This window comes from Kitasatospora sp. NPDC052868 (genome assembly GCF_044547105.1).
In the GTDB taxonomy this organism is placed as follows: Bacteria; Actinomycetota; Actinomycetes; order Streptomycetales; family Streptomycetaceae; genus Kitasatospora.
In genome coordinates this window covers 144784-169740 of sequence record NZ_JBITZW010000001.1, presented here as the reverse complement: position 1 = coordinate 169740, position 24957 = coordinate 144784, and the positions used below count along the sequence as shown (strand labels likewise).

Below are 24957 nucleotides of genomic sequence, written 5' to 3'. Positions count from 1 at the left end.
TGAAGGTGAAGGGCACCCCGCCCCCTCACCCGCAGAGGCAGGCCGAGAGCAGCTCCGCGAAGCTGACGTCCTCCCGGGCCACCCCGAACACCTCGGCGCGCAGCATCACCCGCTCCGCCCAGGCCCGGTGCGGCTTGGCCTCGTTCATCTTGTTGGTGTACGCCGAGCGGAGCACCCCTCCCCCGCCGCGCTCCTGGTCGAGGATGTCGCGCGCGTCGCTGTACTCCTCGTGCGTGACCACCGAGAGGGCGTGCACGGCGGGGACGTGGCTGGGGTGGATGCAGGTCTTGCCGAGCAGTCCGTTGGCGCGGTCGAGCTCTATCTCGCGGATCAGCCCGTCCAGGTCGTGCTCGATGATCCGCTGGCGGACGGCCTCCCCGGACGGCTCCGCCTCCGCGAACGGGGTGCGGCGCAGCTGCGGCTTGAACATCCGCTCCTGGACGGGGAAGTACTCCCAGACCGGCCCGGTGATGGTGTACCCGGTGCCGTCGGCCCGGCCGAGCACGTTGACCACGTCCCCGATCACGGCCGCGACCAGGGCGACGTCGTACGCGGTGAGGTCGGGCGAGCGGCGCAGGCCGTACGCGGAGCAGAGGTCGGTGACGCCGAGGCGGACGGCGAGGACCCGCTCGCGGTACTTGTCGAGCAGCCGGGAGACGCCGAACAGCTGCTCGCGCCTGGTCTCCAGGTGGGCCAGTTCGGGGGACTCCAGGACGGGCATGGCGAACAGCCGCCGACCGGTGGCGGCCTCGGCGGCGGCCAGCGCCTCCAGGAACCCGCCGCCGCTCTCCTCGGTGAACTTCGGCAGGACGAAGCCGGTGAGCAGGCCGATCGCCGGGCCGAGCCGGGCGGTGAGATCGGTGATCTGGGAGGCCGCACGAACCCTTATGAAGAGAAGGGGCAGATCATGTGTGCAATCGATGGAGATATCGGCACCGGAAAGGCCTCCTGCGACGTCCTCGTGAAGCTCTCCGAGCTGTGCGACCAGATTGGCCTCGGCGGCCGGCACCTCGTGGTCGGCGATCGCGTCCTCCAGGCAGAGCACCATGGAGACGACGCCCCGGGCGGCCTGCTTGCGGATGTCGACCGCCAGGGTGAGCCGGGTCGCGGGGCTGTAGAGGGTCGCTCCGAGTGCCGTGGAGAGGACCGCCGCCCCGCTCTCCGCGGAGAACGCCCGGGGCTGTTCGAGGAAGAGCCGGCCGCGTACGTCGTCGGCGAGGTGGCCGAAATGGCGCATGGTGCTCTCCTCTGGGGGTGCGACCGCCGGGCGGCGGGGGTGCGGGTACGCAGGCCCGGTACGGGGTATGCGGGTACGGAGCGTCATCGCTCCCGGGCTCGCGCATCACCAGGACTAACCGGTCCACGGGGCGGGTGGTTCCCGGGTGCGCACTGCTCCGCCACCCCCCGACAAACCCCCCGGGCCCTCTCGCCGCCCATCGTACGGACGACACCCGGTCGAACGCGGTTCCGAAACATCGAATTCTCGGAAGGTTACCGTCCGCTTCACAAAGCGCAAGCGTTGGCAAAGTCCCCCACCGTTCCACCACCTTCGGTCACGTTGTCCGAAGGGGTGGCGAACAGGCAGGATGGTCGGCTATGACGCACGTGATGGCCAAGGGCGCCAACATCGCACTGCCGGTGGCGGCGGTCCGCGCCGTGCTGCGCTGGAGCGCGACGCCCGGCGCGCCGGACGTGGACGCGTCCGCGCTACTGCTCGGTACGGACGGCCGGGTCCGCTCCGATGCCGACTTCGTCTTCTACAACCAGCCGCGGCACCCCTCCGGCCTGGTGCGCCACCTGCCCAAGCAGCAGACGGCCGGCGGGGCCGAGATCGCCGACACCGTGGAGGTGGAGCTCGGCAAGCTGCCCGCCGAGGTCGACCGGGTGGTGCTGGCCGGCTCCTCCGAGGGCGGCACGTTCCGCGCCGTGACGGGCCTGCGGGTCATGCTCTACGACGCCGCCGGCGGCGAGGGCGGGCCTGCCATCGCCGAGTTCGCCATGCTGGAGGCCGACGAGGTCACCGCCCTGGTCGCGGGTGAGCTCTACCGCCGGGCCGGCGCCTGGAAGTTCCGGGCGGTCGGCCAGGGCTACGCCTCCGGGCTGATCGGCCTGGCCACCGACTTCGGCATCACCGTCGAGGACTCCGCCGAGGGCGGGCAGGCCTCCGACCCGGCCCTCCAGCCCGCCCCGCAGGCCACCCGGGCCGTGGACCCGCGCGCCGCCGCCATGCCGGACCCGCGCCCGGCCCAGCGCCCCGAGCCCGGGACCTTCACCCTGGCTCCCGCCGTCCCGCTGCCGCCCACGGCCGCGCCGACCGTCGCACCGGCGGCCGCCGTGCCCACCACTCCCCCGCCGCCGCCGGCACCGCCGACCGTGCCGCCGGCCATCCCGCCCGCACCCCAGGCGCCGCCGGCCCAGCAGCCGGGGTACGGGTACCCCCCGCGGCAGCCGCAGAACCAGCCCCAGCAGGCGGGCGGCTACGGCTACCCGCCGCAGGCCCAGCACCCCGGCTACCCGCAAGCCCAGCCGCAGCAGCAGCCGTACCAGCAGTCGGCCGCCGGGTACGGCTACCCGCCGCCGAACACCGCCCAGCAGGCCCAACAGCCCCAGGCCCCGCAGCCGCCCCAGCAGCAGCCGGTCCAGGCCGCCCAGGGCGCAACCGGCACCGAGGAGTTCGCGCTGCCCCCGCAGGGCCCGCAGTTCCAGCCCCGCTAGGCCCGCCACAGACCGCCGCGGACCGGCCAGGAGCTCCGACCCAGGGCAGCGCCTAGTCCGACCCGCCCCCCGGCCCGCCCTTGTAGCCGCGCTGCCACTGCATCCCGAAGCCGTACAGCCGGTCGATGTCCGCCTGGAAGCCGTTGACGTACCGCACCTCGCGGCGCACCGTCAGCTGGTTGTCCCCGTCGTTCTCGATCAGCACCACCGCGCAGGACCGCGCGGCCGCGGCCCGCTCCTCCAGCTTGATCTCGATCCGCGGACCGGTCTGCGGCACGATCGTCACCACCGCGTTGGCCTGCTCGAAGGCGGGCGTGCCGTCGTAGATGTAGACGAAGATCAGCAGCCGCTTGAACTGGTCCTTCTTCTCCAGGTTGACGTACATCGTCTCGCCGGAGGGCGCCCCGTACTGGTCGTCGCCGCTGAGCTTGACGTACGGCGCGCGCTGCAGATCGCCGAAGAAGCCGCCGAGCGGCTGCACCACCCCCCGGGTGCCGTCGGCCAGTTCGTACATGCAGGCCAGGTCGAGGTCCACGTTGACCTGCGCGCTCTGGTAGGAGTCCGGCTCCATCGGGCTCAGGATCCGCGGGCTGAACCAGCGCTTGAGCGTCTCCCGCGCGGTCGGCCCGGGAGACGAGACGCGGGCGGTCCAGTGCAGGTTGACGTACAGGAAGCCGGTGGTGGCCGCGACCCCGGTGATGGCGTAGTGCGGGGCCGACTTGGTGAGCGTGATCTTGTGCTGACCGCCGGGGTCGAGGGTGTTCCGCTCCCCGCGCAGGTACTCCCAAATCGAGGCCATCCAGTCCTCCCCCGCGGCCGCCGGTCGGTCCGACGGTCCGCCGCTCCATGATCGGGCATCAGGCCACCCGCCGGGTACCCAACTTCCCTACCCATCCAGGTGGACGGGACACCGACCGGCCTCCGCGGACGACCACCGGAGCCGCCGCCCGAACCACCACCGCAGCCACCACGAAACAACCGCCCGAACAACCACCCGAACCACCACCGCAGCCACCACGAAACCACCGCCCGAAGCCGATACCAGAACCGGCCCCCGAGCCGCCACCAAAGTGCCCGCCCGAGCCGTCGGCGGGTCGATTGGCGGGCCCGAGCCCCGCTCCCGTACGATGCCGCCCCTTCGGACGCGATATCGTCTAGCCGCACAGGTGTCCCGTCCGCCCTGCCCGGGCGCGGTGGGCGCGCCCGGCGGCAACGACGCACCGTCAGGCTCGCTCCCCGCCCTGCGACCTGACCGCCTGTCTCGCACTGTGACCTGTCCCCTGCGGAAACCCGAGGCCCGACCCGCAATGAACCTGACCTCCATACAGCTGGTCTGGACCGTCATCGGCGGCGCAGCCCTGCTGTTCACCGCCATCCTGGTGGCGACCCTGCGCTTCAAGAACACCAAGGCCGAGGAGTCGGGCGACTCCTGGGAGCGCAGCGAGGAGCGCCGCCGGCGCAAGGAGATGATCTACGGGATCTCCTCCTACGTCCTGCTGTTCTGCTGCGCCGGCGTCGCGGCCGCACTGTCGTTCCACGGCCTGGTGGGCTTCGGCAAGGAGAACCTGGGCCTGTCCAACGGCTGGGAGTACCTCGTCCCGTTCGGCCTGGACGGCGCGGCGATGTTCTGCTCGGTGCTCGCCGTGCGCGAGGCCAGCCACGGTGACGCGGCGCTCGGTTCGCGCCTGCTGGTCTGGGTGTTCGCGGTCGCCTCGGCCTGGTTCAACTGGGTGCACGCCCCGCGCGGCCTGTCCCACGACGGCGCCCCCGAGTTCTTCTCCGGTATGTCCATCTCGGCGGCGATCCTGTTCGACCGCGCGCTGAAGCAGACCCGCAAGGCCGCCCTGCGCGAGCAGGGCCTGGTGCCGCGCCCGCTGCCGCAGATCCGCATCGTCCGCTGGCTGCGCGCCCCGCGCGAGACCTACGCGGCCTGGTCGCTGATGCTGCTGGAGAACGTCCGCAGCCTGGACGAGGCGGTCGAGGAGGTGCGCGAGGAGCGCCAGGCCAAGGAGGCCGCGAAGCTGCGGGCCCGCAGCGCCGACCGCCGCGAGCGTGCCGAGCTCAAGGCCATCTCCCGTCAGGGCGGCGTGCTCGCCCGCGCCCGCGGCGGCCGCCAGGTGCCCGCTCTCACCGCTGCCGGAGACGGCCCGAACGCTTCGGAGCCTGCCCTAGCCGCCGAGGCCGATACCGCCTCCGCGAACTCCCAGGCCCCCGAGCTGGAGGCCGCCGCCTCGCTGAGCGCTCTGGAGGCCGGCCGCCGCCCGCGCGCCGCCGTCGGCTCCTCCTCCAGCGGCTCCACCGGCAGCGGCTCCTCGGAGTCCTCCTACGGCAGCTCCTCCTACAGCAGCACCTACGGCAGCTCGTACCGCAGCTCGACGATCGACCTGACGGCCGACGACGACACGCTGTCGATGCCGAAGCTGGACTCGCTGGAGCGCAAGCTGCGCGCCATCGAGCAGCAGCTCGGCTGACCACCGGAGCGCAAGCGCCCCGCTACACGTGAACGGCCGCCCCCGGGGATCCGGGGGCGGCCGTTCACGTGTGTTCGCCGGCGGGGCGGGCGGGAACTACTCGCCCGCGCTCACCAGTTCCTTCTCCTCGCCGTCCCCGCCCCCGGCGGTCTCACGGCGGTTGCGAAGGATCGAGGACCCGAGGGCCAGGCCGATGAAGGCGACCCCGATCAGGCCGGTGACCATCTCCGGGATGTGGTACTTGATGCCGACCAGCAGGATCACCGAGAGCGCACCGATCGCGTAGTGCGCGCCGTGCTCCAGGTAGACGTAGTCGTCCAGGGTGCCCTTGCGGACCAGGAAGACGGTCAGCGAGCGGATGTACATGGCGCCGATGCCGAGGCCCAGCGTGATCATGAAGATGTCACTGGTGATGGCGAACGCGCCGACCACGCCGTCGAAGGAGAACGACGCGTCCAGGACCTCCAGGTAGAGGAAGAGGAAGAACGCGGCCTTCCCGCCGACCTGGACGATCGACTTGCCGCTCTTCTCGGCCTTCTCCTCCTCCTCGGCCTCCTCCTCCAGCCCAGCCTCGAAGATCGAGGACAGGCCGTTCACGGCGAGGTAGGTGACCAGGCCGAGGATGCCGGAGAGCAGCACGGTCTCGGCGTGCCCGTCGGCGAAGAAGTTGGCGGCCAGGCAGAGCGAGACCAGCGCGACCACCGAGGAGAAGGCCTCCAGCTTGCCGACCTTCTCCAGCGGGCGCTCGATCCAGGCCAGCCAGTTGTAGTCCTTCTCCTCGAAGATGAAGTCGAGGAAGATCATCAGCAGGAACACGCCGCCGAAGGCCGCGATGGCCGGGTTGGCCGCCTCCAGGTACTGGGCGTACGTGGAGCCGTTGTACGTGTTGTCGGAGTTGAGCGCGAGGTCGATGACCGTCGCCGGGCTGAGGTGCGCGGTGAGGCCGACGACCAGCAGCGGGAAGATCAGGCGCATACCGAAGACGGCGATCAGCACGCCGACGGTGAGGAAGATCTTCTGCCAGTACGGGTTCATCCGCTTCAACACCGTGGCGTTGACCACCGCGTTGTCGAACGAGAGGGAGATCTCCAGGACGGAGAGGATCAGCACGATGCCGAATCCCTCGGCTCCCCAGAGCAGGCCGGCTGCGATCAGGCCGATGACGGTGATCGCGAATGACCAGCCGAATGTGCGGAGGAACACGGGACTTGGTTACCTTTCAGGTTCAGGGCGTGCCGCGGGTGCGGCGTCGTTGCGAGTGTTCTCGCGAGGTTCTCGCGGAGTTCTCACGGCGTCGTAGCGGCGGCGTCCTGAGACGCCCTGACCGGGCCCGGCCCGGTCAGGTCACCCCCGCACTGCCCACTGCTCAATATGTGTGACGTCCGGGCCTTTACTGTACGTTTACGCCGAAATCGAGGGCAATGCCCCGCAGGCCGGAGGCGTAGCCCTGGCCCACCGCGCGGAACTTCCACTCCCCCGCGTAGCGGTACAGCTCGCCGAAGATCATGGCGGTCTCGCTGGAGGCGTCCTCGGTCAGGTCGTAGCGGGCGATCTCCTGCCCGTCCACCGAGTTGACCACCCGGATGTAGGCGTTGCGCACCTGGCCGAAGTTCTGCAGCCGCGTCTCGGCGTCGTAGATCGACACCGCGAAGACCACCTTGTCCACCTGGGCCGGCACGAGGTCCAGGTTGACCAGGACGACCTCGTCGTCGCCGTCGCCGTCGCCGGTGAGGTTGTCGCCCTGGTGCTCGACCGAGCCCTCGGGGCTCGTGAGGTTGTTGTAGAAGACGAAGTACTCGTCACCGAGCACCCGGCCTCCGCCGCAGAGCAGGGCGCTCGCGTCGAGGTCGAACGGCGCACCCGTGGTCGAGCGGGCGTCCCAGCCGAGGCCGATCTGCACCTGCGTCAGATTCGGCGCGGCCTTGGTGAGCGAGACGTTTCCGCCCTTGGCGAGCGTGACACTCATGGCTGTCCTTCCTCCCTTGCGTCCCGGAGCGCATCTCAGGTGTATGCCCCCGTGGCCCCGTCCGGCCTCTTCCGACCGGCTGAACTTCCTGAACTCCTATCCTCCCAGTGCGTCGGGCCCGCCCCGCACCCGGGCAGCACGAAGCCGGGGCGGCCGCCGACGCATCGCGTCCGCGGCCGCCCCGGCCCGGGTGGTGTTCCGTCAGGCCGCCACGGGCCCGTACCAGGGGATCAGACGTTGACGCCGAAGTCCTGGGCGATGCCGCGCAGGCCGGAGGCGTAGCCCTGGCCGATGGCACGGAACTTCCACTCGGCGCCGTTGCGGTAGAGCTCGCCGAAGACCATGGCCGTCTCGGTGGAGGCGTCCTCGGAGAGGTCGTAGCGGGCCAGCTCCTTGTTGTCCGCCTGGTTCACCACGCGGATGAACGCGTTGCGGACCTGGCCGAAGTTCTGGGTCCGGTTCTCGGCGTCGTAGATCGACACCGGGAAGACGATCTTGGCGACGTCGGCCGGGACGCCGGCCAGGTTGACCTTGATCTGCTCGTCGTCGCCCTCGCCCTCACCGGTGAGGTTGTCGCCGGTGTGCTCGACCGAGCCGTCCGGGCTCGTCAGGTTGTTGAAGAAGACGAAGTTGCCGTCCGCGCCGACGCGGCCCTGGTCGTTGCAGAGCAGGGCGCTGGCGTCCAGGTCGAAATCCGTGCCGGTGGTGGTGCGAACGTCCCAGCCAAGGCCGACGATCACGGCGGTCAGGCCGGGGGCCTCCTTGGTGAGGGAGACATTGCCGCCCTTGCTCAGGCTGACACCCACTGGTCCTCCAAGAATCGGGAGGCACGCCCTGGTGCCCCCGTGGTGCGGTCCGAGGCGCCGGCCGGCGATTGCCGCCGAGCCTCTGACCAGCCAACGGACCGATCGTAGTGCCGGGTTCCCGTCCTGGGCAGGGAACGGGCCCGGCGTGCCTGTTCGAATCTCCGTGATCGATTCCCGGCACCGCCGGGCCCAGGGGCCCCACAGGCCCTCCCGGGCCTCTCCCGCGCCGCCCCGAGGGGCCGTACGCGGCCTGCACGGGGCCTCAGAGCGCGCCGAGGACCTTCAGGTACTCCTGCTCGTCCCGGGCGTCCGGCAGGTCGTTGACCACGCTCCAGCGGACCGTGCCGGCCTTGTCGATCACGAAGGTGCCGCGCACGGCGCAGCCCTTCTCCTCGTTGAAGACGCCGTAGGCCCGGGAGACCTCGCCGTGCGGCCAGAAGTCGGAGAGCAGCGGATAGTCCAGGCCCTCCTGCTCGGCGAAGACCCGCTGGGTGAACGGCGAGTCGTTGGAGACGCCGAGCACCTGCACCTCGTCGTTCTGCAGCTGCGGGAGCTCCTTCTGGATCGCGCAGACCTCGCCGGTGCAGACGCCCGTGAAGGAGAACGGGTAGAAGACCAGGACGACGTTCTTGCTGCCCTGGAAGTCGGAGAGCCTGACCAGCTCGCCGTGCTGGTTCTTCAGCTCGAAGTCCGGAGCCTGGGTGCCGACCTCGATGGCCATGAGTGGGACCTTTCTGACGCGACCGTGCCGCGCGACGGGCGCGGCGAGCGTCATCCTCGCATTCGTCGGGGCCGATTCGGCCGGATGGGTGAGGCCGGGGGTCCGGGACCCCCCGCTTTCGCCCTCGGCGAACGCCGCCCTGGTCAGCGACTCCAAACGGGAACGGAAAGCGGCCGGGCCCCGCTGGAGGTTCGTCCAGCGGGGCCCGGCCGGGGCTTTCACAGGGTGCTCAGCGCTTGCCCGCCTTCGCGGCCTTGGTGGCCAGACGGGTGGCGGCCCAGTCCTTGGCGACGGCGATCGAGCTGGTCTGCGAGAGACCGGCGGTCTTGGCCGCGTCCGCGATGTCGGAGGCCTCGATATGGCCGTCCCGACCCGTCTTGGGCGTCAGCAGCCAGATCAGGCCGCCCTCCGCCAGGTACTCCAGGGCGTCGACGAGGGCGTCGGTGAGATCCCCGTCGTCGTCGCGGTGCCACAGCAGGACGGCGTCGGCGACGTCGTCGTAGTCCTCGTCGACGAGATCCGTCCCGGTGAGCTCCTCGATGCCCTCGCGGAGTTCCTGGTCAGTGTCTTCGTCGTACCCCAGCTCCTGGATGATCTGGTCCTTCTCGAAACCGAGACGGTGCGCCGGGTTGGACTTGTCCGCGGGGTCCGCGGTCGCGCTCACGGGAATAACCTCCAGTATTCGGCCCGGCGTCCATGCCGAGGCTGTGGCCGTAGTCCACACGGGCGCGGCGGTTCGCGCAAGTACCCGACCCCCGATCCCCCCCAAAGGTTGACGTGCCACAGGGGGACACGCCGGTCGATGTGTCGCGAATCACACCGATTTGCCCTTCTCTGCGTAAGACAAGGATGCTTCGGGTGGTCCCGGCCCACAGGGCGTACGCGTGCCCGAGATGCGAACGGCATTCGGGTCCGCGCGTGCGCGGGCGTAGAGTCTCCTGTTGGCCCTCACCCCGACCGCCCGCCATCGGACGGTCGGGCAACCAGGTCGGACCACCTCTGTTCGTAACACCCGGGGGTGCGCGGTACAGGCGACGGCGCCTGGACCGCTCACCGCCAGACCGTACCGCCCACCAGGCGGAATGGTTACCGATCGGTAGAGATGACGGATCTCCGAGCGCGGTAGCACGATGGAGGCGGCGCGACACACCTCAGTTTCGACCGACAGTGAAGGAACAGCGTGGCTTCCGGATCCGATCGCAACCCGATCATCATTGGCGGCCTTCCGAGTCAGGTCCCGGACTTCGATCCCGAGGAGACCGCGGAATGGCTGGAGTCGCTTGACGCGGCCATCGACGAGCGGGGGCGCGAGCGCGCCCGCTACCTGATGCTCCGCCTGATCGAGCGCGCCCGCGAGAAGCGCGTCGCCGTGCCCGAGATGCGCAGCACGGACTACGTCAACACCATCGCGACCAAGGACGAGCCCTTCTTCCCCGGCAACGAGGAGATCGAGCGCAAGGTCCTCAACGCGACCCGCTGGAACGCGGCCGTCATGGTCTCCCGGGCCCAGCGGCCCGGCATCGGCGTGGGCGGCCACATCGCCACCTTCGCCTCCTCCGCGTCGCTGTACGACGTGGGCTTCAACTACTTCTTCCGCGGCAAGGACGCCGAGGGCGAGTCCGGCGACCAGATCTTCTTCCAGGGCCACGCCTCCCCCGGCATCTACGCCCGCGCCTTCCTCCTGGACCGACTGTCCGAGCAGCAGCTCGACGCCTTCCGCCAGGAGAAGTCGAAGGCCCCGTACGGCCTCTCCAGCTACCCGCACCCGCGGCTGATGCCGGACTTCTGGGAGTTCCCGACCGTCTCGATGGGCCTCGGCCCGCTCGGCGCGATCTACCAGGCCCGGATGAACCGCTACCTGGAGCACCGGGGCATCAAGGACACCTCCGACTCGCACGTCTACGCCTTCCTCGGCGACGGCGAGATGGACGAGCCCGAGTCGCTGGGCCAGCTGTCGCTGGCCGCCCGTGAGGGCCTGGACAACCTGACCTTCGTGGTCAACTGCAACCTGCAGCGCCTGGACGGCCCGGTCCGCGGCAACGGCAAGATCATCCAGGAGCTGGAGTCCCAGTTCCGGGGCGCCGGCTGGAACGTGATCAAGCTGGTCTGGGACCGCAGCTGGGACCCGCTGCTCGCGCAGGACCGCGACGGCGTCCTGGTGAACAAGCTGAACACCACGGTGGACGGCCAGTTCCAGACCTACGCGACCGAGACCGGCGCGTACATCCGCGAGAACTTCTTCGGCGGCGACCTGCGGCTGCGCAAGATGGTCGAGTCGATGACCGACCAGCAGATCCAGCACCTGGGTCGCGGCGGCCACGACCACGCCAAGGTCTACGCGGCGTTCAAGGCGGCCCGCGAGCACCAGGGCCAGCCGACGGTCATCCTCGCCCAGACGGTCAAGGGCTGGACGCTGGGCCCCAACTTCGAGGGCCGCAACGCGACGCACCAGATGAAGAAGCTGACGGTCGAGGACCTGAAGCGCTTCCGCGACCGCCTGCACCTGCCGATCACGGACAAGCAGCTGGAGGAGGGCTACCCGCCCTACTACCACCCGGGCCGTGACTCGGAGGAGATCCAGTACATGCACGACCGCCGCAAGGAGCTGGGCGGCTACGTGCCGACCCGCAAGGTGCGGCCGCGCAAGCTGGAGCTCCCGGGCGACGACGCGTACAAGGCGGTCAAGAAGGGCTCCGGCAACCAGACCATCGCCACCACCATGGCGTTCGTCCGGGTGCTCAAGGACCTGATGCGCGACAAGGGCATCGGCAACCGCTTCGTGCCGATCGCGCCCGACGAGTACCGCACCTTCGGCATGGACTCGCTCTTCCCGTCGGCGAAGATCTACAACCCGCTCGGCCAGACCTACGAGTCGGTCGACCGCGATCTGCTGCTCGCCTACAAGGAGTCGCCGAGCGGCCAGATGCTGCACGACGGCATCTCCGAGGCCGGCTGCACCGCCTCGCTGATCGCCGCCGGGTCGTCCTACGCGACCCACGGCGAGCCGCTGATCCCGGTGTACGTCTTCTACTCGATGTTCGGGTTCCAGCGCACCGGCGACCAGTTCTGGCAGATGGCCGACCAGCTGGCGCGCGGCTTCGTGATCGGCGCCACCGCCGGCCGCACCACCCTCACGGGTGAGGGCCTGCAGCACGCCGACGGCCACTCGCACCTGCTGGCCTCGACCAACCCGGGCGTCGTCGCGTACGACCCCGCGTACGGCTTCGAGATCGCGCACATCGTCCAGGACGGTCTGCGGCGGATGTACGGCTCCAGCGCCGAGCACCCGCACGGCGAGGACGTGTTCTACTACATGACCGTCTACAACGAGCCGATCAAGATGCCGGCCGAGCCCGAGAACGTCGACGTCGAGGGCATCCTCAAGGGTCTGCACCGGTACGCCCCGGCGACCGCCGGCCAGGTCCCGGCCCAGATCCTCGCCTCCGGCGTGGCGGTGCCGTGGGCCCTGGAGGCCCAGCGCATCCTCGCCGAGCAGTGGAACGTCAAGGCCGACGTCTGGTCCGCGACCTCCTGGAACGAGCTGCGCCGCGACGCGGTGGAGGCCGAGGAGTTCAACCTGCTGCACCCGGAGGAGCCGCAGCGCGTCCCCTTCGTGACGCAGAAGCTCCAGGGCGCCGAGGGCCCGTTCGTCGCCGTGTCCGACTGGATGCGCGCCGTGCCGGACCAGATCTCGCGCTGGGTGCCGGGCCAGTACCAGTCCCTGGGCGCCGACGGCTTCGGCTTCGCCGACACCCGTGGCGCGGCCCGTCGCTTCTTCCACATCGACGCGCAGTCGATCGTCCTGGGCGTGCTCACCGAGCTCGCCAAGCAGGGCAGGATCGACCGCAGCGCGCTGAAGGAGGCGATCGACCGCTACCAGCTGCTGGACGTGGCGGCGGCCGACCCGGGCGCCGCCGGCGGCGACGCCTGACCGGTCCGACCGATACCGAAGGGCCCGGCCTCCGTGACGGAGGCCGGGCCCTTCGGGGTTTCGCGGCCCGGTTCGCCCGGCCACGGGCACTCGCGGCGCGTCCGGCCCGGGCCCGGACGGCAGGCGGCCCCGGACTCCCTGTGCGGGGTCCGGGGCCGCCCGGGCGGTGCGCGGTGCCTCAGATGTGCACGGCCGGGCCGGCGTCCGTGCTGCCCCGGCGGGTGAGCAGGCCGAGCAGCGCGGCGCCGAAGGCCACCACGGCGGCCACCGCGAAGGCGAGCGACATGCCGCTGACGAAGGAGTCGTGGACGGCGCCGGCCATCGCGTCCACCGCCTGCTGCGGGGTGCCGGCCGGGGCGGGCGGGGCGATGCCCAGCTGGGCGGCCTGGTTGAGGCCCTCGACCTGGGAGGCCTCGACCGGCGGCAGCCCGGCCCCGGCCCAGTTGCCGGGCAGCACGTCGGTGACCTTGGCGGCCATCAGCGCGCCCAGTACGGCGGTACCCAGGCTGCCGCCGACCTGCATCGCGGCCTGCTGCAGGCCGCCCGCCACACCGGACAGCTCCAGCGGGGCGTTGCCGACGATCACCTCGGTGGCGCCGACCATGACCGGGCTGATGCCCAGGCCCATCAGCACGAACCAGAGCGACATCACGCCGCCGCCGGAGCCCGCGTCCAGGGTGGACATCCCGAACATCGCCACCGTGGTGATCAGCATGCCCGCCACGATCGGGATCCGCGGGCCCAGCCTGCCGATCGCCAGTCCGGCCACCGGCGAGCCGACGATCATCATTCCGGTCATCGGCAGCAGGTGGACACCGGCCGAGACCGGCGAGAGCCCGTGGACGTTCTGCAGGTAGAAGGTCACGAAGAAGATCGCGCCGAAGAACGAGAAGGCCATCAGCACCATCAGCAGGGTGCCCGCCGACAGCGGCACCGAGCGGAACAGGCCGAGCGGGATCAGCGGCTCGCGGGCCACCCGCTGCCAGAACGCGAAGGCCGTCATCAGGATCACCGCGCCGCCCAGGAAGAGCAGCGTGGAGACGTCGGCCCAGCCCCACTCGGGGGCCTTGATGATGCCGAAGACCAGGGCGAACATCGCCGCCGAGAGCAGCGCGATGCCGGGCAGGTCGAAGGACCTGGCGGCGTTCTCGGCCCGGACGTCCTTGAGGATCCAGAGCCCGAGGAGCAGCGCGACCAGGCCGACCGGGATGTTGATGAAGAACACCGACTCCCAGCTGACGTGCTCGACCAGCAGGCCGCCGACGATCGGGCCGGCCGCGGTGGAGGCGCCGATCACCCCGCCCCAGATGCCGATCGCCATGTTGAGCCGCTCGGCCGGGAACGCCCCGCGCAGCAGGCCGAGCGCGGCCGGCTGGAGCAGCGCGCCGAACAGGCCCTGGAGCACCCGGAAGGCGATCACCGTCTGGATGTTCCCGGCGAAGCCGATCGCGGCCGAGGTGGCGGCGAAGCCGACGGCGCCGACCAGGAAGGTGTTCTTGTGCCCGAACCGGTCGCCGATCTTGCCGGCGGTGATCAGGAAGACCGCGAGGGCCAGCAGGTAGCCGCTGGTCACCCACTGGATCTCGGACGGCGCGGCCTTCAGGTCGGCCTGGATGACCGGGTTGGCGATCGCGACGATGGTGCCGTCGAGGGCGACCATCATCACGCCGACCGCGACGGTCAGCAGGGTCAGCCAGGGGTGCCCCTGGAGGCGGCCCCCGGCGGTTGGCTCATCGCGCAGCGGCGGCCGGCCCGCCTTGGCGCTCTTGACGACGGACTGGCTCATCCGGGGCCCTCCGGGGGCGTGGCAGAGATCGGAAGTGGACGTGGCGCCCACTGCCCACCCGTCCCCACGAGTCATCGGCCCGGCGGGCGCCACTTCCGGCAGATTATGTCAGCCTCTGACATTCGGCAAGAACTGACTTCTGACCCTGTCTGACATTTGTCAGAACGCTACAGTTGTGCTCCGACACCCCGCCCGCAGCACCTCCGGAAGGCCCCCGCCATGGCCGCGCAGCCCGCTCCCCCCGCCGCCGCAGCGGCCTCCGCCGCAGCGGTCTCCGGGCAGTCCGCCGCCCAGCCGCCCGGTCTGCGCGAACGCAAGAAGCAGCGCACCAGGGACGCCCTGATCGAGGCCGCCCACCAGCTGTTCATCGGCCAGGGCTTCGCCCGGACGACCGTGGACGAGATCGCCGCCGCCGTCGACGTCTCGCAGCGCACCTTCTTCCGCTACTTCGCCAACAAGGACGAGGTCGCCCTCGCCGTGCTGGCCGACGCCGAGGACTACTTCATCGAGCGGCTGCGCCGGCGCCCCGCCGAGGAGAACCCGCTGCGGGCCCTGCGCGCCGCGATCGTCGAGTCCTGGCGCGACCTCGCCTCCGACCACCCGAGCGGGAGCGGCTCGATCACCAGCGCGCTGGAGCTGATGCAGATCATCGAGAACACCCCGCCGCTGCTCGCCACCCACCTGCGCCGCGTCACCGAGCAGGAGCGGGTGGTGGCCCGGGTGATCGCCGACCGCGAGGGGCTGGACCCGGCCGAGGACCTGCGCCCCGCCGTCCTGGCCGCCGTCTTCGGCGCCGTCCTGCGCTCCGCCCACCTCTCCTGGACGCCCGACCGCGCGGAGTCCGGCCCCGAGGGCATGATCGAGCTGATCGAACGCCACTTCGACCAGCTCGGCCCCGCCCTGGCCGGCGACTGGCGCCGCTGAGCGGCCCGCGCCGGGGCCCCCGGGCGCCGCCGGGTCATACCGGGGTACTACGGCCGATCCCCCTCCCCGGTCCGACGCCCGGGCGGCCCGGCGCACCTAGGCTGACCGGATGATCGATCCGCCCACCGGGCCGGCCCGGGGCGGCCGACTCCCCGCCCTGCTCGCCCCGCTCGCCAGCCCGTCCGCCGACCGCACCCCGCTGCTGGCCCACGCCTCCCGCCGCTGGGTCCGCTACCTGCCGTACGCGCTCGCGCTGTGCGCGTTCTGCTCGCTGCTGCCGAGCACGATCAACGTCCTCACCCGCGACTACGGGCTGGACGCCGGGCTCGCCGCCCCCCTCGCCCTCGCGCAGACCGCGCCGCTGCTGTTCGCGTCGAGCCGTCCGCTGCCCGCCTGGTGGGTGACCGGCGGCGCCGGCGCACTGGCCGCCCTGCTGATCCTCACCACCGGCGGCGAGTCCTCCGCCAGCTGGCCCTGGCCCGCCCCCCTCGTCGTCGGCTACCTGATGCTGATGGTGCCGCTCGCGCTCCGCGAGCCCCGGCGCACCCTCATCGCGGTCTGGCTGGCCACCGCCGCCGGCAGCCTCACCCTGTCGGCGATCGGCCTCGGCAGCCGGGAGGGCGGCGACAACAGCGTGCTGGCGATCGCGCTGACCGGCGCCGTCCTGGTGCTCGGCGGGGCCCTGCGGGAGCGGGCCGAGGCCCAGCGGCTGCTCACCGAGCAGGAGCACATCAGCGAGGCCGAGCGCGAGCGGCGCACCCTGCTGGAGGAGCGCGCCCGGATCGCCCGGGAGCTGCACGACGTGGTCGCCCACCACATGTCGGTGATCGCCGTCCAGGCCGCCAGCGCGCCCTACCGGATCACCGGCGTCCCACCGGAGGCCGCCGAGGAGTTCACCGCCATCGCCGGGACGGCCCGCGAGTCGCTGACCGAGATGCGGCGGCTGCTGGGCGTGCTGCGCAGCGAGGAGTCCGCCGCCGAGACGGCCCCGCAGCCCGGCGTCGGCCAACTCGCCCAGCTGGTCGAGACGGTCGGCCGGGCCGGGGTCCCGGCCGAACTGACCGTGCCGCCGGGGATCGACGGCGCGCTGGCACCGGCCGTCGACCTCTCCGTCTACCGGATCGTCCAGGAGGCGCTGGCCAACGTCGTCCGGCACGCGCCCGGCGCGCCCGCCTGGGTCTCGCTCGCCGTCGACGGCCCGGTCCTGCTGGTCACCGTGGTGAACGGCGCCCCGCCCGAGCGCCGCGCGCCGCTGGAGGACTCCGCCGAGGGCACCGGCCACGGCCTGGTCGGAATGCGGGAACGCGTACGCCTGCTGGATGGCAGTCTGGACACCGGCCCGTTGCCCGACGGCGGCTTCAAGGTGGCCGCCGCCCTGCCGCTCGACACCCCTGTGGAGACAACGCCATGACCATCCGCGTGATCATCGTCGACGACCAGGCGATGGTCAGGGCCGGCTTCGGGGCCCTGCTGGGCGTCCAGAGCGACATCGACGTGGTGGGCGACGCCGCGGACGGTGCACAGGCCCTGGAGGTCTGCGGACGCACCCACCCGGACGTGGTCCTGATGGACGTCCGGATGCCCGGCATGGACGGCCTGGAGGCGACCCGCCGGCTGCTCGACCCGGCCGTGCCCGGGGCCCACCGCCCCAAGGTGCTGATGCTGACCACCTTCGACCTGGACGACTACGTGTACGAGGCGCTGCGCGCCGGGGCCAGCGGCTTCCTGTTGAAGGACGCACCGCCGGCCGACCTGATCGCCGCCGTCCGGGTGGTCGCGGCCGGCGAGGGCCTGCTCGCCCCCTCGGTGACCCGCCGGCTGATCGAGGACTTCGCCCGGACCAGGCCCGCCCGCCGCCGGGACCCTCGGCTGCGGCTCAACGGGCTGACCCCGCGCGAGACCGAGGTCCTGGAGCTGATCGCCCGCGGCCTGTCCAACCAGGAGATCGCCGCCGGACTCGTCCTCGCCGAACAGACCGTCAAGACCCACATCGGGCGCATCCTCGCCAAGCTCGACCTGCGCGACCGCGCCCAGGCGGTCGTCCTCGCCTACGAGTCCGGCCTGGTGACCCCGGGTCAGTGACGGCCCTCCCCTGATACCCGGGTAGCACCCGGGAGTTGGCCCCGCGGTGTGACGCCCGCGGGGCCGCCGCATTTCTACCTTCCTCTCCGTCGGGACCACACGGACGAGGGAGACAACGGACATGCAGCAGCGCCTGAGGAGGACGGTCGCCGCCGTCGCACTGGCCGTCGCCGCGGTACTGGGCGCCGGCGGCTGGGCGGCCGGCACCCAGCAGGCCGTCACCGGCCCGCCGCCCGGCAGCGCCGCCTGGACGGCCGACACCACCCTGGGCATCCGGCTGCCGGACCCGGCCACCGCCACCCCCGCCGAGGTGGCCGCCTTCTTCGCCGCCCTGCCGCCCGCCCAGCGGGACGCGCTGGCCGTCCGCCACCCGCTGGTGGTCGGCAACCTGGACGGCGCCCCCGTCCCGCTGCGCTACCGCGCCAACGCGCTGGCCCTCGCCGAGGAGCGCGGCCGCCAGCTGGCCCGCGCCGCCGACCCGGCACTCACCCCCCAGGACCACGCCGCCGCCCGCGAGCGCGCCGAGCGCTACCGCACCCTGCTCGACGGCGGCCGACAGATCCTCGCCTTCGACCCGCGCGGCCGCGGCCAGGCCGCCGAGGTGTTCGGCGACCTGGCCGCGGCGCCCCGCACGGCGGTGGTCGTCCCCGGCTCCGACATCGACCTGCTGAGCTTCGACCGGGCCGCCGACCCCTACGGCACCCCGGCCGGGATGGCCCGCGCGCTGTACGAGGCCACCGGCCGGCGGACCGCCGTGGTCGCCTGGGCCGGCTACACCACCCCGGTCGGCCTCGGCCCGGACGCCGCCACCGAGGACCTCGCCCGCGCCGGGGCCCGGCGGCTCGACCGGCTGCTCGACGGACTCGCCGTCACCACCCGCCCCGACGCCCCCGCCACGGTGTTCTGCCACAGCTACGGCTCGGTGGTCTGCGGACTGGCCGCACCCGGGCCCGCGCGGGCCTCCGGCCTGGTGGTGCTCGGCTCCCCCGGGATGGGCGTCGGCTCGGCCGCCGAGCTCGACCCCCGGGTGCCGCTCTGGGCCACCGCGCGCAACGGCTCCGACTGGATCGGCGACGTGCCCCACGTCTCGGTGCTCGGCCTCGGCCACGGCGCCGACCCGACCGGCGCCGGCTTCGGCGCCCGCCCGCTGCCCGCCACCGGCTCGCACGGCCACACCGGCTACTTCGCCCCCGGCACCGCGTCCCTGGCCGCCTTCGCCGCCGTCGCGCTCGGCCGCTGACCCGACCCACCACCCCCGAGGAGCACCGCCATGGCCCACCCCCGCACCGCCCGCCCCTTCACCGCGCTGCGCAACGCCGCCGCCCGGGTCGACGCCCGCACCCCCGAGACCCGCGACCGCGCCCTGGACGGCCTGCGCGCGCTCGCCCTGCTCGCCGTGCCGTTCGGCCACTGGATGCTCGGCGGCCTCACCCGATCCGCCGACGGCGCCCTGCACAACGCCAGCCCGCTCGCCTCGCTCGGCTTCTTCGCCCCGCTCAGCTGGGTGCTCCAGATGCTCGGGGTCTTCTTCCTGGTCGGCGGCCACTCCTCGGTCCGCTCGCTGGAACGGGCCAGGGCCAGGGGGGAGACCTGGGCGGGCTGGCTGCGCGGCCGGTCGGTGCGGCTGCTGCGCCCGGTGCTCGGGGTGGCGGCCGTCTGGGCGGTACTGATCCCGCTGCTGGGACGGCTGGGCGTCCCCGGCGACACCGTGCGGACCGGCTCGGTGCTGGTGGTGCAGCCGCTCTGGTACATCGTCGTCTACCTGGGGCTGACCGCGCTCACCCCGCTCTGCATGGCGGCCGGCCGCAGGCTTCGCGGCTGGTCGGCGGGCGCCCTGGTGGCCGCCGTCGCGGTGGTCGACGCGCTGCGGTACGGGCCGTGGGCCGACGCGGTGCCGTCCTGGGTCGGGCTGCTGAACATCCTGCCGGGCTGGCTGTTCGGCTACCAGCTCGGGGTGCTCTGGGCGCAGGGCCGGCTCGGCCGGCCGGGGGCGCGGCTGCTGCTGTTCGGCGGCGGTGCGCTGTTCGCCGCCCTGCTGCTGGTCTTCCACTACCCGGCCAGCATGGTCGGCGTGCCCGGGGTGCAGCGGACCAACTCGCACCCGCCGTCCCTGCTGGTGCCGGCCCTGGCGGCGGTGCAGTGCGGCGCGGCCGTGCTGCTGCGCGAGCGGCTCGGGCGGCTGCTGGGGCGCCGTCCGCTGCTCTGGCTGCCGGTGGTCGTGGTCAACCTCTCGGCGATGACGATCTTCTGCTGGCACCAGAGCGCGATGCTCGCGGTCGCCGCGCCCGGCGCCGCGGCCCTCGGCGCGGTGCCGGGACTGACCACCGCACCCGACTCGCTCGGCTGGGTGGCCGCCCGGCTGGCGCTGCTTCCGCTGTTCGGCGCCGCGCTGGTCGCGATCGGGTGGTTCACCCGCCGTTTCGACGGGCCGTGGACGTCCGTCTCCCGCACCTGGAAGGCGGTGGCCGGTGCCGGGGCGGCGCTCTTCGCCGCCTACGCGCTGGGGGTGGTGTGACCAGGGAGGGCGCGAGCGCCGGAGCGTGAGGACCAGTGGGGCGCGGGCCGATCGGCCCGCGCCCCAGGCGTGTCCGCGACACGCACCCACCCACGGGTGGATCCGCATGCGAACCACCACGCGCTGTGATGTCCTGTCACCGTCGGCCACCGCGTGTGCCCGCGTCCGCCCACGGCCCGTCCGCGCCGTTGCGCCGACCCCTCCTGACGTGTCCCCCCTTCCGAGGAGTCCCATGTCCCTGTCCCCGCCACGGCCGCAGCCCCGGCCGCGGTCCCGCCGGCTGTCCGCCCTCGCCACCGCCGTGGCCGGCGCGCTGACCGCCGGCACCGTCCTGACCGCCGCCCCGGCCCTCGCCCTCGGCCGCGCCCACGGTGAACCCGCCGACACCGCCCCGCACATCACCGCGCCCCGGGTCCAGGAGGAGATGCGGGACGACGAGGTGGCCGCCCTCGGCCAGGAGCACGCCGAGGAGCACGCCCGCGCCCGGGCGGCCGTGCGCGGCGTCGGCGACTACCCGCAGACCACGCGGACCAACCGGCTGAAGGCGCTGACGGACTCCCAGACCAGCATCAACGCGGGCTTCGACCCGACGGTCTTCGGCGCGTTCAAGGAGTACTTCCCCTCCCCCGAGTTCGCCGCCCACATCGCCATGCTGCCGACCGGCAAGGTGCTGCTGTTCTCCTTCGAACGGATCGAGACCAACCCGGAGAAGGAGCCCGCGCCCACCCAGACCACCGGCACCGAGAACGCCGGCCGCGCCTACATCTGGGACCCGGCCAAGGGCACCGGCGCGAACGCCTTCACCAAGGCCACCCCGCCGGTGGTCGACATGCCGGACGGCCTCAACCAGCCCCGCCCGGCGCCGTTCTTCTGCTCCGGCCACTCCTTCCTGCCCAACGGCATGCTCGGCGTCTTCGGCGGCAACCTCGGTGGCAACGGCGGCACCGGCGCCAAGCTCTCGCTGGTCTTCGACCCCTGGACGGAGACCTGGACCCGCAACCCCGACATGTCCGTCGGCCGCTGGTACCCCTCGGTGGTCACCGGCGCGGACGGCCGGCAGCTGATCATGTCCGGCCAGTCCGAACTGGGCTGGGGCACCCCGACCCCGGTGGTGGAGCGCTTCCCCGCCAAGGGCCACGCGGTGCCGACGCTGAAGACCGACACCCCGCGGAACACCCCGGTGGACCGGTTCAAGGCGGACGCCCCGTTCACCCTGGACTACCCGCACCTGTTCTCGCTGCGCGACGGCAACATCTACGCCTTCGGGCGCCAGCCGAACGAGCAGTGGGCCTTCGACCCGGTCAACGAGACCCGCAGCGACCTCCAGGCCCGCCCGGACGGCAAGAAGCGCAACTACGGCTCCGCCATCCCGCTGCCCGGCGGGGTGAACGGGCCCGACTCCGCGCTGGTCCTCGGCGGCGACCGGGACAACCCGAGCACCCTGCGGTTCGCCAACGGCACCTGGACGGCCGAGAAGTCCCGGGCGTTCGGCCGTACCCAGGACGACACCCTGCTGCTGCCCGACGGCAACCTGCTGACCGTCAACGGCGCGTACGACATCCGCGACTACGGCAACGGGCCCTACAACCCCAACGCCGACCTGAAGTACCGCCAGACGGAGCTTCGCGACTCCCAGGGCAACTGGCGGCTCGGCCCGGTCCAGCGGCTGCCGCGCGGCTACCACTCCAACGCCGTGGTCCTGCCGGACGGGCGCGTCATGGTGACGGGCGACGAGCTGCAGCAGCTCGCCAACGACCCCAACATCAACGACGACATGAACGGCACCATCGAGATCTACGAGCCGGCCTACCTGCACAAGGGCAACCGGCCCTCGCTCGACCGGGCGCCCACCACCCCGGTCGGCTTCGACAAGAAGTTCCTGGTCACCACCGGCACCCCGGAGCGCGCCGCCAAGGCCGTACTGCTCTCGCCGACCACCGCGACCCACTCGGTCAACACCAGCCAGCGCCACGTCGAGCTGCGGATCACCAGCCGCGCCGGCAACCGGCTGGAGCTCCAGGCCCCGCCGGACGCCAAGGCCGCGCCGCCCGGCTGGTACATGCTCTTCCTCCTGAACGACCAGGGCGTGCCCAGCGTCGCGCAGTGGGTGCAGCTCGGCTCCTGAGGCCCGATCCCGTCCGCCTCCCCCGAAACACCAGCGAAGGAAACCCCATGGCAACGGATCTGAGACTGCGCCAAAGCGACGAGATCCAGGGCGACATCGTCGCCGGCTTCAAGAAGGACAACGTCACCCTGCTGTTCCTGAAGTTCGAGGACGCGGCCAGGGCCCGCAGCTGGCTGCGGACCCTGGCGCCGCAGATCGCCACCACCCGGCAGGTCGCCGACTTCAACGAGGCGTTCAGCGAGGCCCGCCGGTCCTCGGGCGGCGACGACCCGAAGACCCTCAAGGCCACCTGGCTCGGCGTCAGCTTCACCTACGAGGGCATGCGCCAGCTCTCCACCACCGACCCGTTCGAGAAGGCCCCGCCGACCGGCAGCGGCCTGGAGGCGTTCAAGGAGGGCTCCGCCAAACGGGCCGGCGCGCTCGGGGACACCGGCGACAACTCCCCGGAGAACTGGCTCTTCGGCAACGGCAGGAGCCAGCCGGTGCACGCCGTGCTGACGATCGCCTCGGACACCGAGGCCGACCTGGCGGCCGCCGTCACCGCCCAGCGCGAGGCGGCCGCCGAGTCCAAGATCGTCATCATCTTCCAGCAGAACGCCAAGACCCTGCTCGGCAGCCGCCGGGGCAAGGAGCACTTCGGCTTCAAGGACGGCATCAGCGAGCCCGGCATCCGCTTCTTCGACCGGCCCAGCGCCGCCCGCCCGGAGGAGGTGGACGGCCACCCGGGCACCCGGATCATCCCGGCCGGCGAGTTCGTCGTCGGCGAGGAGCCCGCCCCCGGCAGCTTCACCGACTACCCCGAGTGGGCGCGGAACGGCTCCTTCCAGGTCGTCCGCCGGTTGTCCCAGGACGTCCCCGGCTGGTGGTCGCAGATCTCCGTCAAGCTGAAGGAGCTCAAGCAGGCCAAGGCCGTCCCCGACACCGCCACCGCCGAGTGGCTGGCCGCCCGGCTGGTCGGCCGCTGGCGCTCGGGTGCGCCGGTCTGCAAGCACCAGGACCGGGACGTCCCGTTCGACCCGAACGCCTCCTCGGACAACGACTTCGACTACCGGGACGACCTGGAGGGCCTGGCCACCCCGCTCTTCTCGCACCTGCGCAAGACCAGCCCGCGCGCCGGGCTGCAGGCGCCGAACCCCAGCCGGCCCCCGTTCGACGCCAAGGAGCTCGACGGCCGGCGGATCATGCGCCGCGGCGCACCCTACGGGCACCCCTTCGACCCGGCCTCCGAGGGCCCCGGCGGCCCGGACGACCCGCGCGGCCTGCTCTTCGTCTGCTACCAGGCCGACATCGCAAGGCAGTTCGAGTTCATCCAGGCGGACTGGATCGACCAGCCCGACTTCCCGCCCGGCCGCAACCCCCAGCCCGGCAAGGACCCGGTGATCACCGAGGCCGACAGCGTCGACTTCGAGAGCCGCGGCCCCGACGGCGCGATCCGGCACACCCCGCTGAGCTTCCAGCAGTTCGTCCAGACCCAGGGCTCGGTCTACGCCTTCGCCCCCTCCCTCTCCACCCTGAAGGCGCTCGCCGAGGGGCGGCTCACCGGGCAGTCGCAGGGCCAGCAGGGCGGCGGCCAACAGCAGCCGCAGCCCGGCAAGGCGTACCCCTGCGACGAGTTCCTCGCCGTCCCGGACCAGCAGCGCAAGGGCGGGCAGAGCCAGTACTGGGCGTTCCACAGCGAGCAGTACCGCCGGATCTCGGTCGCGGACGGCGCCGCCCACACCGACCGCGCGGTCGAGGGCGACAGCCGGCTGACCACCTGGACCTGCCTGCAGGGCGTCGGGCGGATCGACTGCGTGCTGCCGATGCCCGACCTGCAGAACCCCGGCGGCAAGAGCTGGTACTGGGTGTTCCACAGCACCGGCGGCCGCCAGCAGTACCGGGCCGTCTCGATCACCTGCGGCGGCGGGGGCTACACCAGCGCCCTGGAGCGCCCGGACCGCGACCTCACGGCCTGGAGCTCACTGGGCGGCGTCGGCCAGGTGAACTGCTTCCTCCCCGTGCCGGACCAGCAGCGGGTCGGCGGCAAGAGCTGGTACTGGGTGTTCCACAGCACCGGCGGCCGGCAGGTCTACCGGCTGATCTCGGTGGCCGACGGCGCCGCCCACACCGACGCGCTGGAGCGCTCCGACCGCGAGCTGACCCAGTGGGGATCGCTCGGCGGCATCGCCAGGGTGGACTGCTTCCTGGCCGTGCCCGACCAGCAGCGGGTCGGCGGCAAGAGCGAGTACTGGGTCTTCCACGGCGAGGACTACCGCCGGATCTCGGTGGCCGACGGCAGCGGCCACCCGGACCGCCAGGTCGCCGGCGACCGCTCCTGCAGCGGCTGGGGCTCACTGCTGTGACGTGACGCCCTGACCGACCGTCGCCCCCGGCGCGCGCAGCACTCGCGGCGCACCGGGGGCGACGGTCCGTCAGGCCCCTGGCCTAGGCTGCCGCCATGGTGACCTTCGACGAGTTCCGGACCATGGCCCTCGCCCTGCCGGCGGCCGTGCAGCAGCCCACCTGGGAGATCGAGACCCTGCGGGTGGGCGCGAAGATCTTCGCGATGGGCTCGCCGGACGGCGAAACGGTCAGTCTGAAGGCCGCCCGGGAGGACCAACTGGAGCTGATCGCCGCCGAACCCGAGGTGTTCTCCTACCCCAAGTACGTCGGCCGGCACGGCTGGGTGGGCGTCCGGCTCGACGCGGTCGACCCGGACGAGCTGCGCGATCTGCTGACCGAGGCCTGGCGGCGCACCGCACCGAAGCGACTGGTCAAGGAGTTCGACGCACTGGCCGATGACTGAAACCAACCGGACACCCCCGGTTCATGTGACCCATCCCACAGTTTAGGCGTGCCCACCAGTCCCCCGGGCACCCTAGGCTGGCCCAGGAAGTTGGCAGTCGTACCACCCTCCGGGCCCCGCCCGTGGAACG

The 24957-nt window shown here is 72.2% G+C and carries 19 protein-coding genes; 11 read left to right on the top strand and 8 right to left on the bottom strand.

The window, feature by feature from the left end:
- Positions 1-25: 25 nt before the first annotated feature.
- Positions 26-1237: an HpcH/HpaI aldolase/citrate lyase family protein gene (locus ACIGZJ_RS00760; protein ID WP_396455270.1), complete on the bottom strand. Its 1212-nt coding sequence runs from the start codon at positions 1235-1237 to the stop codon at positions 26-28.
- A gap of 359 nt (positions 1238-1596) precedes the next feature.
- Between ACIGZJ_RS00760 and ACIGZJ_RS00755 the strand changes: the two genes are divergently transcribed.
- Positions 1597-2715 (top strand): TerD family protein, encoded by a 1119-nt coding sequence (locus ACIGZJ_RS00755; RefSeq protein WP_396455269.1) that lies wholly within the window; start codon positions 1597-1599, stop codon positions 2713-2715.
- 52 nt (positions 2716-2767) lie between these two features.
- Here the strand turns inward: ACIGZJ_RS00755 and ACIGZJ_RS00750 are convergent, their stop codons facing one another.
- Positions 2768-3514: a Tellurium resistance gene (locus ACIGZJ_RS00750; protein ID WP_396455268.1), complete on the bottom strand. Its 747-nt coding sequence runs from the start codon at positions 3512-3514 to the stop codon at positions 2768-2770.
- A gap of 508 nt (positions 3515-4022) precedes the next feature.
- Between ACIGZJ_RS00750 and ACIGZJ_RS00745 the strand changes: the two genes are divergently transcribed.
- Positions 4023-5186, top strand: coding sequence for a DUF2637 domain-containing protein (locus ACIGZJ_RS00745; RefSeq protein WP_396455267.1), 1164 nt, complete (start codon positions 4023-4025; stop codon positions 5184-5186).
- A 96-nt stretch (positions 5187-5282) separates the two neighbouring features.
- On the opposite strand, the gene ACIGZJ_RS00740 is transcribed toward ACIGZJ_RS00745, so the two are convergent.
- The 5 genes from ACIGZJ_RS00740 to ACIGZJ_RS00720 form a co-directional block, all read right to left on the bottom strand.
- A complete protein-coding gene (locus ACIGZJ_RS00740) occupies positions 5283-6389 on the bottom strand; it encodes a DUF475 domain-containing protein (RefSeq protein ID WP_392927258.1) in 1107 nt (368 codons plus the stop codon).
- 187 nt (positions 6390-6576) lie between these two features.
- A complete protein-coding gene (locus ACIGZJ_RS00735) occupies positions 6577-7152 on the bottom strand; it encodes a TerD family protein (protein ID WP_387939956.1) in 576 nt (191 codons plus the stop codon).
- A 230-nt stretch (positions 7153-7382) separates the two neighbouring features.
- Entirely contained in the window at positions 7383-7958 is a 576-nt protein-coding gene (locus ACIGZJ_RS00730; protein WP_387939954.1) for a TerD family protein, read from the bottom strand.
- 262 nt (positions 7959-8220) lie between these two features.
- The gene (locus ACIGZJ_RS00725) at positions 8221-8679 is read right to left on the bottom strand and encodes a peroxiredoxin (RefSeq protein ID WP_396455266.1); all 459 of its coding nucleotides are present in this window, start codon (positions 8677-8679) and stop codon (positions 8221-8223) included.
- Positions 8680-8908: 229 nt separating this feature from the next.
- Positions 8909-9343: a DUF3052 domain-containing protein gene (locus tag ACIGZJ_RS00720; protein ID WP_387939950.1), complete on the bottom strand. Its 435-nt coding sequence runs from the start codon at positions 9341-9343 to the stop codon at positions 8909-8911.
- A 516-nt stretch (positions 9344-9859) separates the two neighbouring features.
- Here ACIGZJ_RS00720 and aceE point away from each other — a divergent pair.
- Positions 9860-12610, top strand: coding sequence for a pyruvate dehydrogenase (acetyl-transferring), homodimeric type (gene aceE / locus ACIGZJ_RS00715; protein WP_396455265.1), 2751 nt, complete (start codon positions 9860-9862; stop codon positions 12608-12610).
- Positions 12611-12788: 178 nt separating this feature from the next.
- Here the strand turns inward: aceE and ACIGZJ_RS00710 are convergent, their stop codons facing one another.
- A complete protein-coding gene (locus tag ACIGZJ_RS00710) occupies positions 12789-14396 on the bottom strand; it encodes an MFS transporter (protein WP_396455264.1) in 1608 nt (535 codons plus the stop codon).
- Between the two features lie 219 nt (positions 14397-14615).
- Between ACIGZJ_RS00710 and ACIGZJ_RS00705 the strand changes: the two genes are divergently transcribed.
- The 8 genes from ACIGZJ_RS00705 to ACIGZJ_RS00670 all read left to right on the top strand — a co-directional run bounded on the left by ACIGZJ_RS00705 (position 14616) and on the right by ACIGZJ_RS00670 (position 24827).
- Positions 14616-15320 (top strand): TetR/AcrR family transcriptional regulator, encoded by a 705-nt coding sequence (locus ACIGZJ_RS00705; RefSeq protein WP_396455263.1) that lies wholly within the window; start codon positions 14616-14618, stop codon positions 15318-15320.
- Between the two features lie 109 nt (positions 15321-15429).
- Positions 15430-16731 (top strand): sensor histidine kinase, encoded by a 1302-nt coding sequence (locus ACIGZJ_RS00700; RefSeq protein ID WP_396455262.1) that lies wholly within the window; start codon positions 15430-15432, stop codon positions 16729-16731.
- Positions 16728-17402, top strand: a complete 675-nt coding sequence (locus tag ACIGZJ_RS00695) for a response regulator (RefSeq protein WP_396455261.1) — start codon at positions 16728-16730, stop codon at positions 17400-17402. Before ACIGZJ_RS00700 ends, ACIGZJ_RS00695 begins: the two co-directional genes overlap by 4 nt.
- A 121-nt stretch (positions 17403-17523) precedes the next feature.
- Positions 17524-18642, top strand: a complete 1119-nt coding sequence (locus tag ACIGZJ_RS00690) for an alpha/beta hydrolase (protein ID WP_396455260.1) — start codon at positions 17524-17526, stop codon at positions 18640-18642.
- A 30-nt stretch (positions 18643-18672) separates the two neighbouring features.
- Positions 18673-19917 carry an acyltransferase gene (locus tag ACIGZJ_RS00685; RefSeq protein ID WP_396455259.1) on the top strand — a complete coding sequence of 415 codons (1245 nt, stop codon included), beginning with the start codon at positions 18673-18675 and terminating at the stop codon, positions 19915-19917.
- 232 nt (positions 19918-20149) lie between these two features.
- Positions 20150-22042 carry a galactose oxidase-like domain-containing protein gene (locus ACIGZJ_RS00680; RefSeq protein ID WP_396455258.1) on the top strand — a complete coding sequence of 631 codons (1893 nt, stop codon included), beginning with the start codon at positions 20150-20152 and terminating at the stop codon, positions 22040-22042.
- A 47-nt stretch (positions 22043-22089) separates the two neighbouring features.
- Positions 22090-24384: a Dyp-type peroxidase gene (locus tag ACIGZJ_RS00675; RefSeq protein ID WP_396455257.1), complete on the top strand. Its 2295-nt coding sequence runs from the start codon at positions 22090-22092 to the stop codon at positions 24382-24384.
- Positions 24385-24479: 95 nt separating this feature from the next.
- Entirely contained in the window at positions 24480-24827 is a 348-nt protein-coding gene (locus ACIGZJ_RS00670; protein WP_396455256.1) for an MmcQ/YjbR family DNA-binding protein, read from the top strand.
- Positions 24828-24957: the final 130 nt, after the last annotated feature.

Coding starts and splice junctions, on each gene's coding strand:
- ACIGZJ_RS00690 (WP_396455260.1), top strand. CDS start 17,524: ATGCAGCAGCGCCTGAGGAGGACGGTCGCCGCCGTCGCACTGGCCGTC.
- ACIGZJ_RS00760 (WP_396455270.1), bottom strand. CDS start 1,237: ATGCGCCATTTCGGCCACCTCGCCGACGACGTACGCGGCCGGCTCTTC.
- ACIGZJ_RS00710 (WP_396455264.1), bottom strand. CDS start 14,396: ATGAGCCAGTCCGTCGTCAAGAGCGCCAAGGCGGGCCGGCCGCCGCTG.
- ACIGZJ_RS00750 (WP_396455268.1), bottom strand. CDS start 3,514: ATGGCCTCGATTTGGGAGTACCTGCGCGGGGAGCGGAACACCCTCGAC.
- ACIGZJ_RS00700 (WP_396455262.1), top strand. CDS start 15,430: ATGATCGATCCGCCCACCGGGCCGGCCCGGGGCGGCCGACTCCCCGCC.
- ACIGZJ_RS00735 (WP_387939956.1), bottom strand. CDS start 7,152: ATGAGTGTCACGCTCGCCAAGGGCGGAAACGTCTCGCTCACCAAGGCC.
- ACIGZJ_RS00725 (WP_396455266.1), bottom strand. CDS start 8,679: ATGGCCATCGAGGTCGGCACCCAGGCTCCGGACTTCGAGCTGAAGAAC.
- ACIGZJ_RS00695 (WP_396455261.1), top strand. CDS start 16,728: ATGACCATCCGCGTGATCATCGTCGACGACCAGGCGATGGTCAGGGCC.
- ACIGZJ_RS00685 (WP_396455259.1), top strand. CDS start 18,673: ATGGCCCACCCCCGCACCGCCCGCCCCTTCACCGCGCTGCGCAACGCC.
- ACIGZJ_RS00670 (WP_396455256.1), top strand. CDS start 24,480: ATGGTGACCTTCGACGAGTTCCGGACCATGGCCCTCGCCCTGCCGGCG.
- ACIGZJ_RS00755 (WP_396455269.1), top strand. CDS start 1,597: ATGACGCACGTGATGGCCAAGGGCGCCAACATCGCACTGCCGGTGGCG.
- ACIGZJ_RS00745 (WP_396455267.1), top strand. CDS start 4,023: ATGAACCTGACCTCCATACAGCTGGTCTGGACCGTCATCGGCGGCGCA.
- ACIGZJ_RS00680 (WP_396455258.1), top strand. CDS start 20,150: ATGTCCCTGTCCCCGCCACGGCCGCAGCCCCGGCCGCGGTCCCGCCGG.
- ACIGZJ_RS00675 (WP_396455257.1), top strand. CDS start 22,090: ATGGCAACGGATCTGAGACTGCGCCAAAGCGACGAGATCCAGGGCGAC.
- ACIGZJ_RS00705 (WP_396455263.1), top strand. CDS start 14,616: ATGGCCGCGCAGCCCGCTCCCCCCGCCGCCGCAGCGGCCTCCGCCGCA.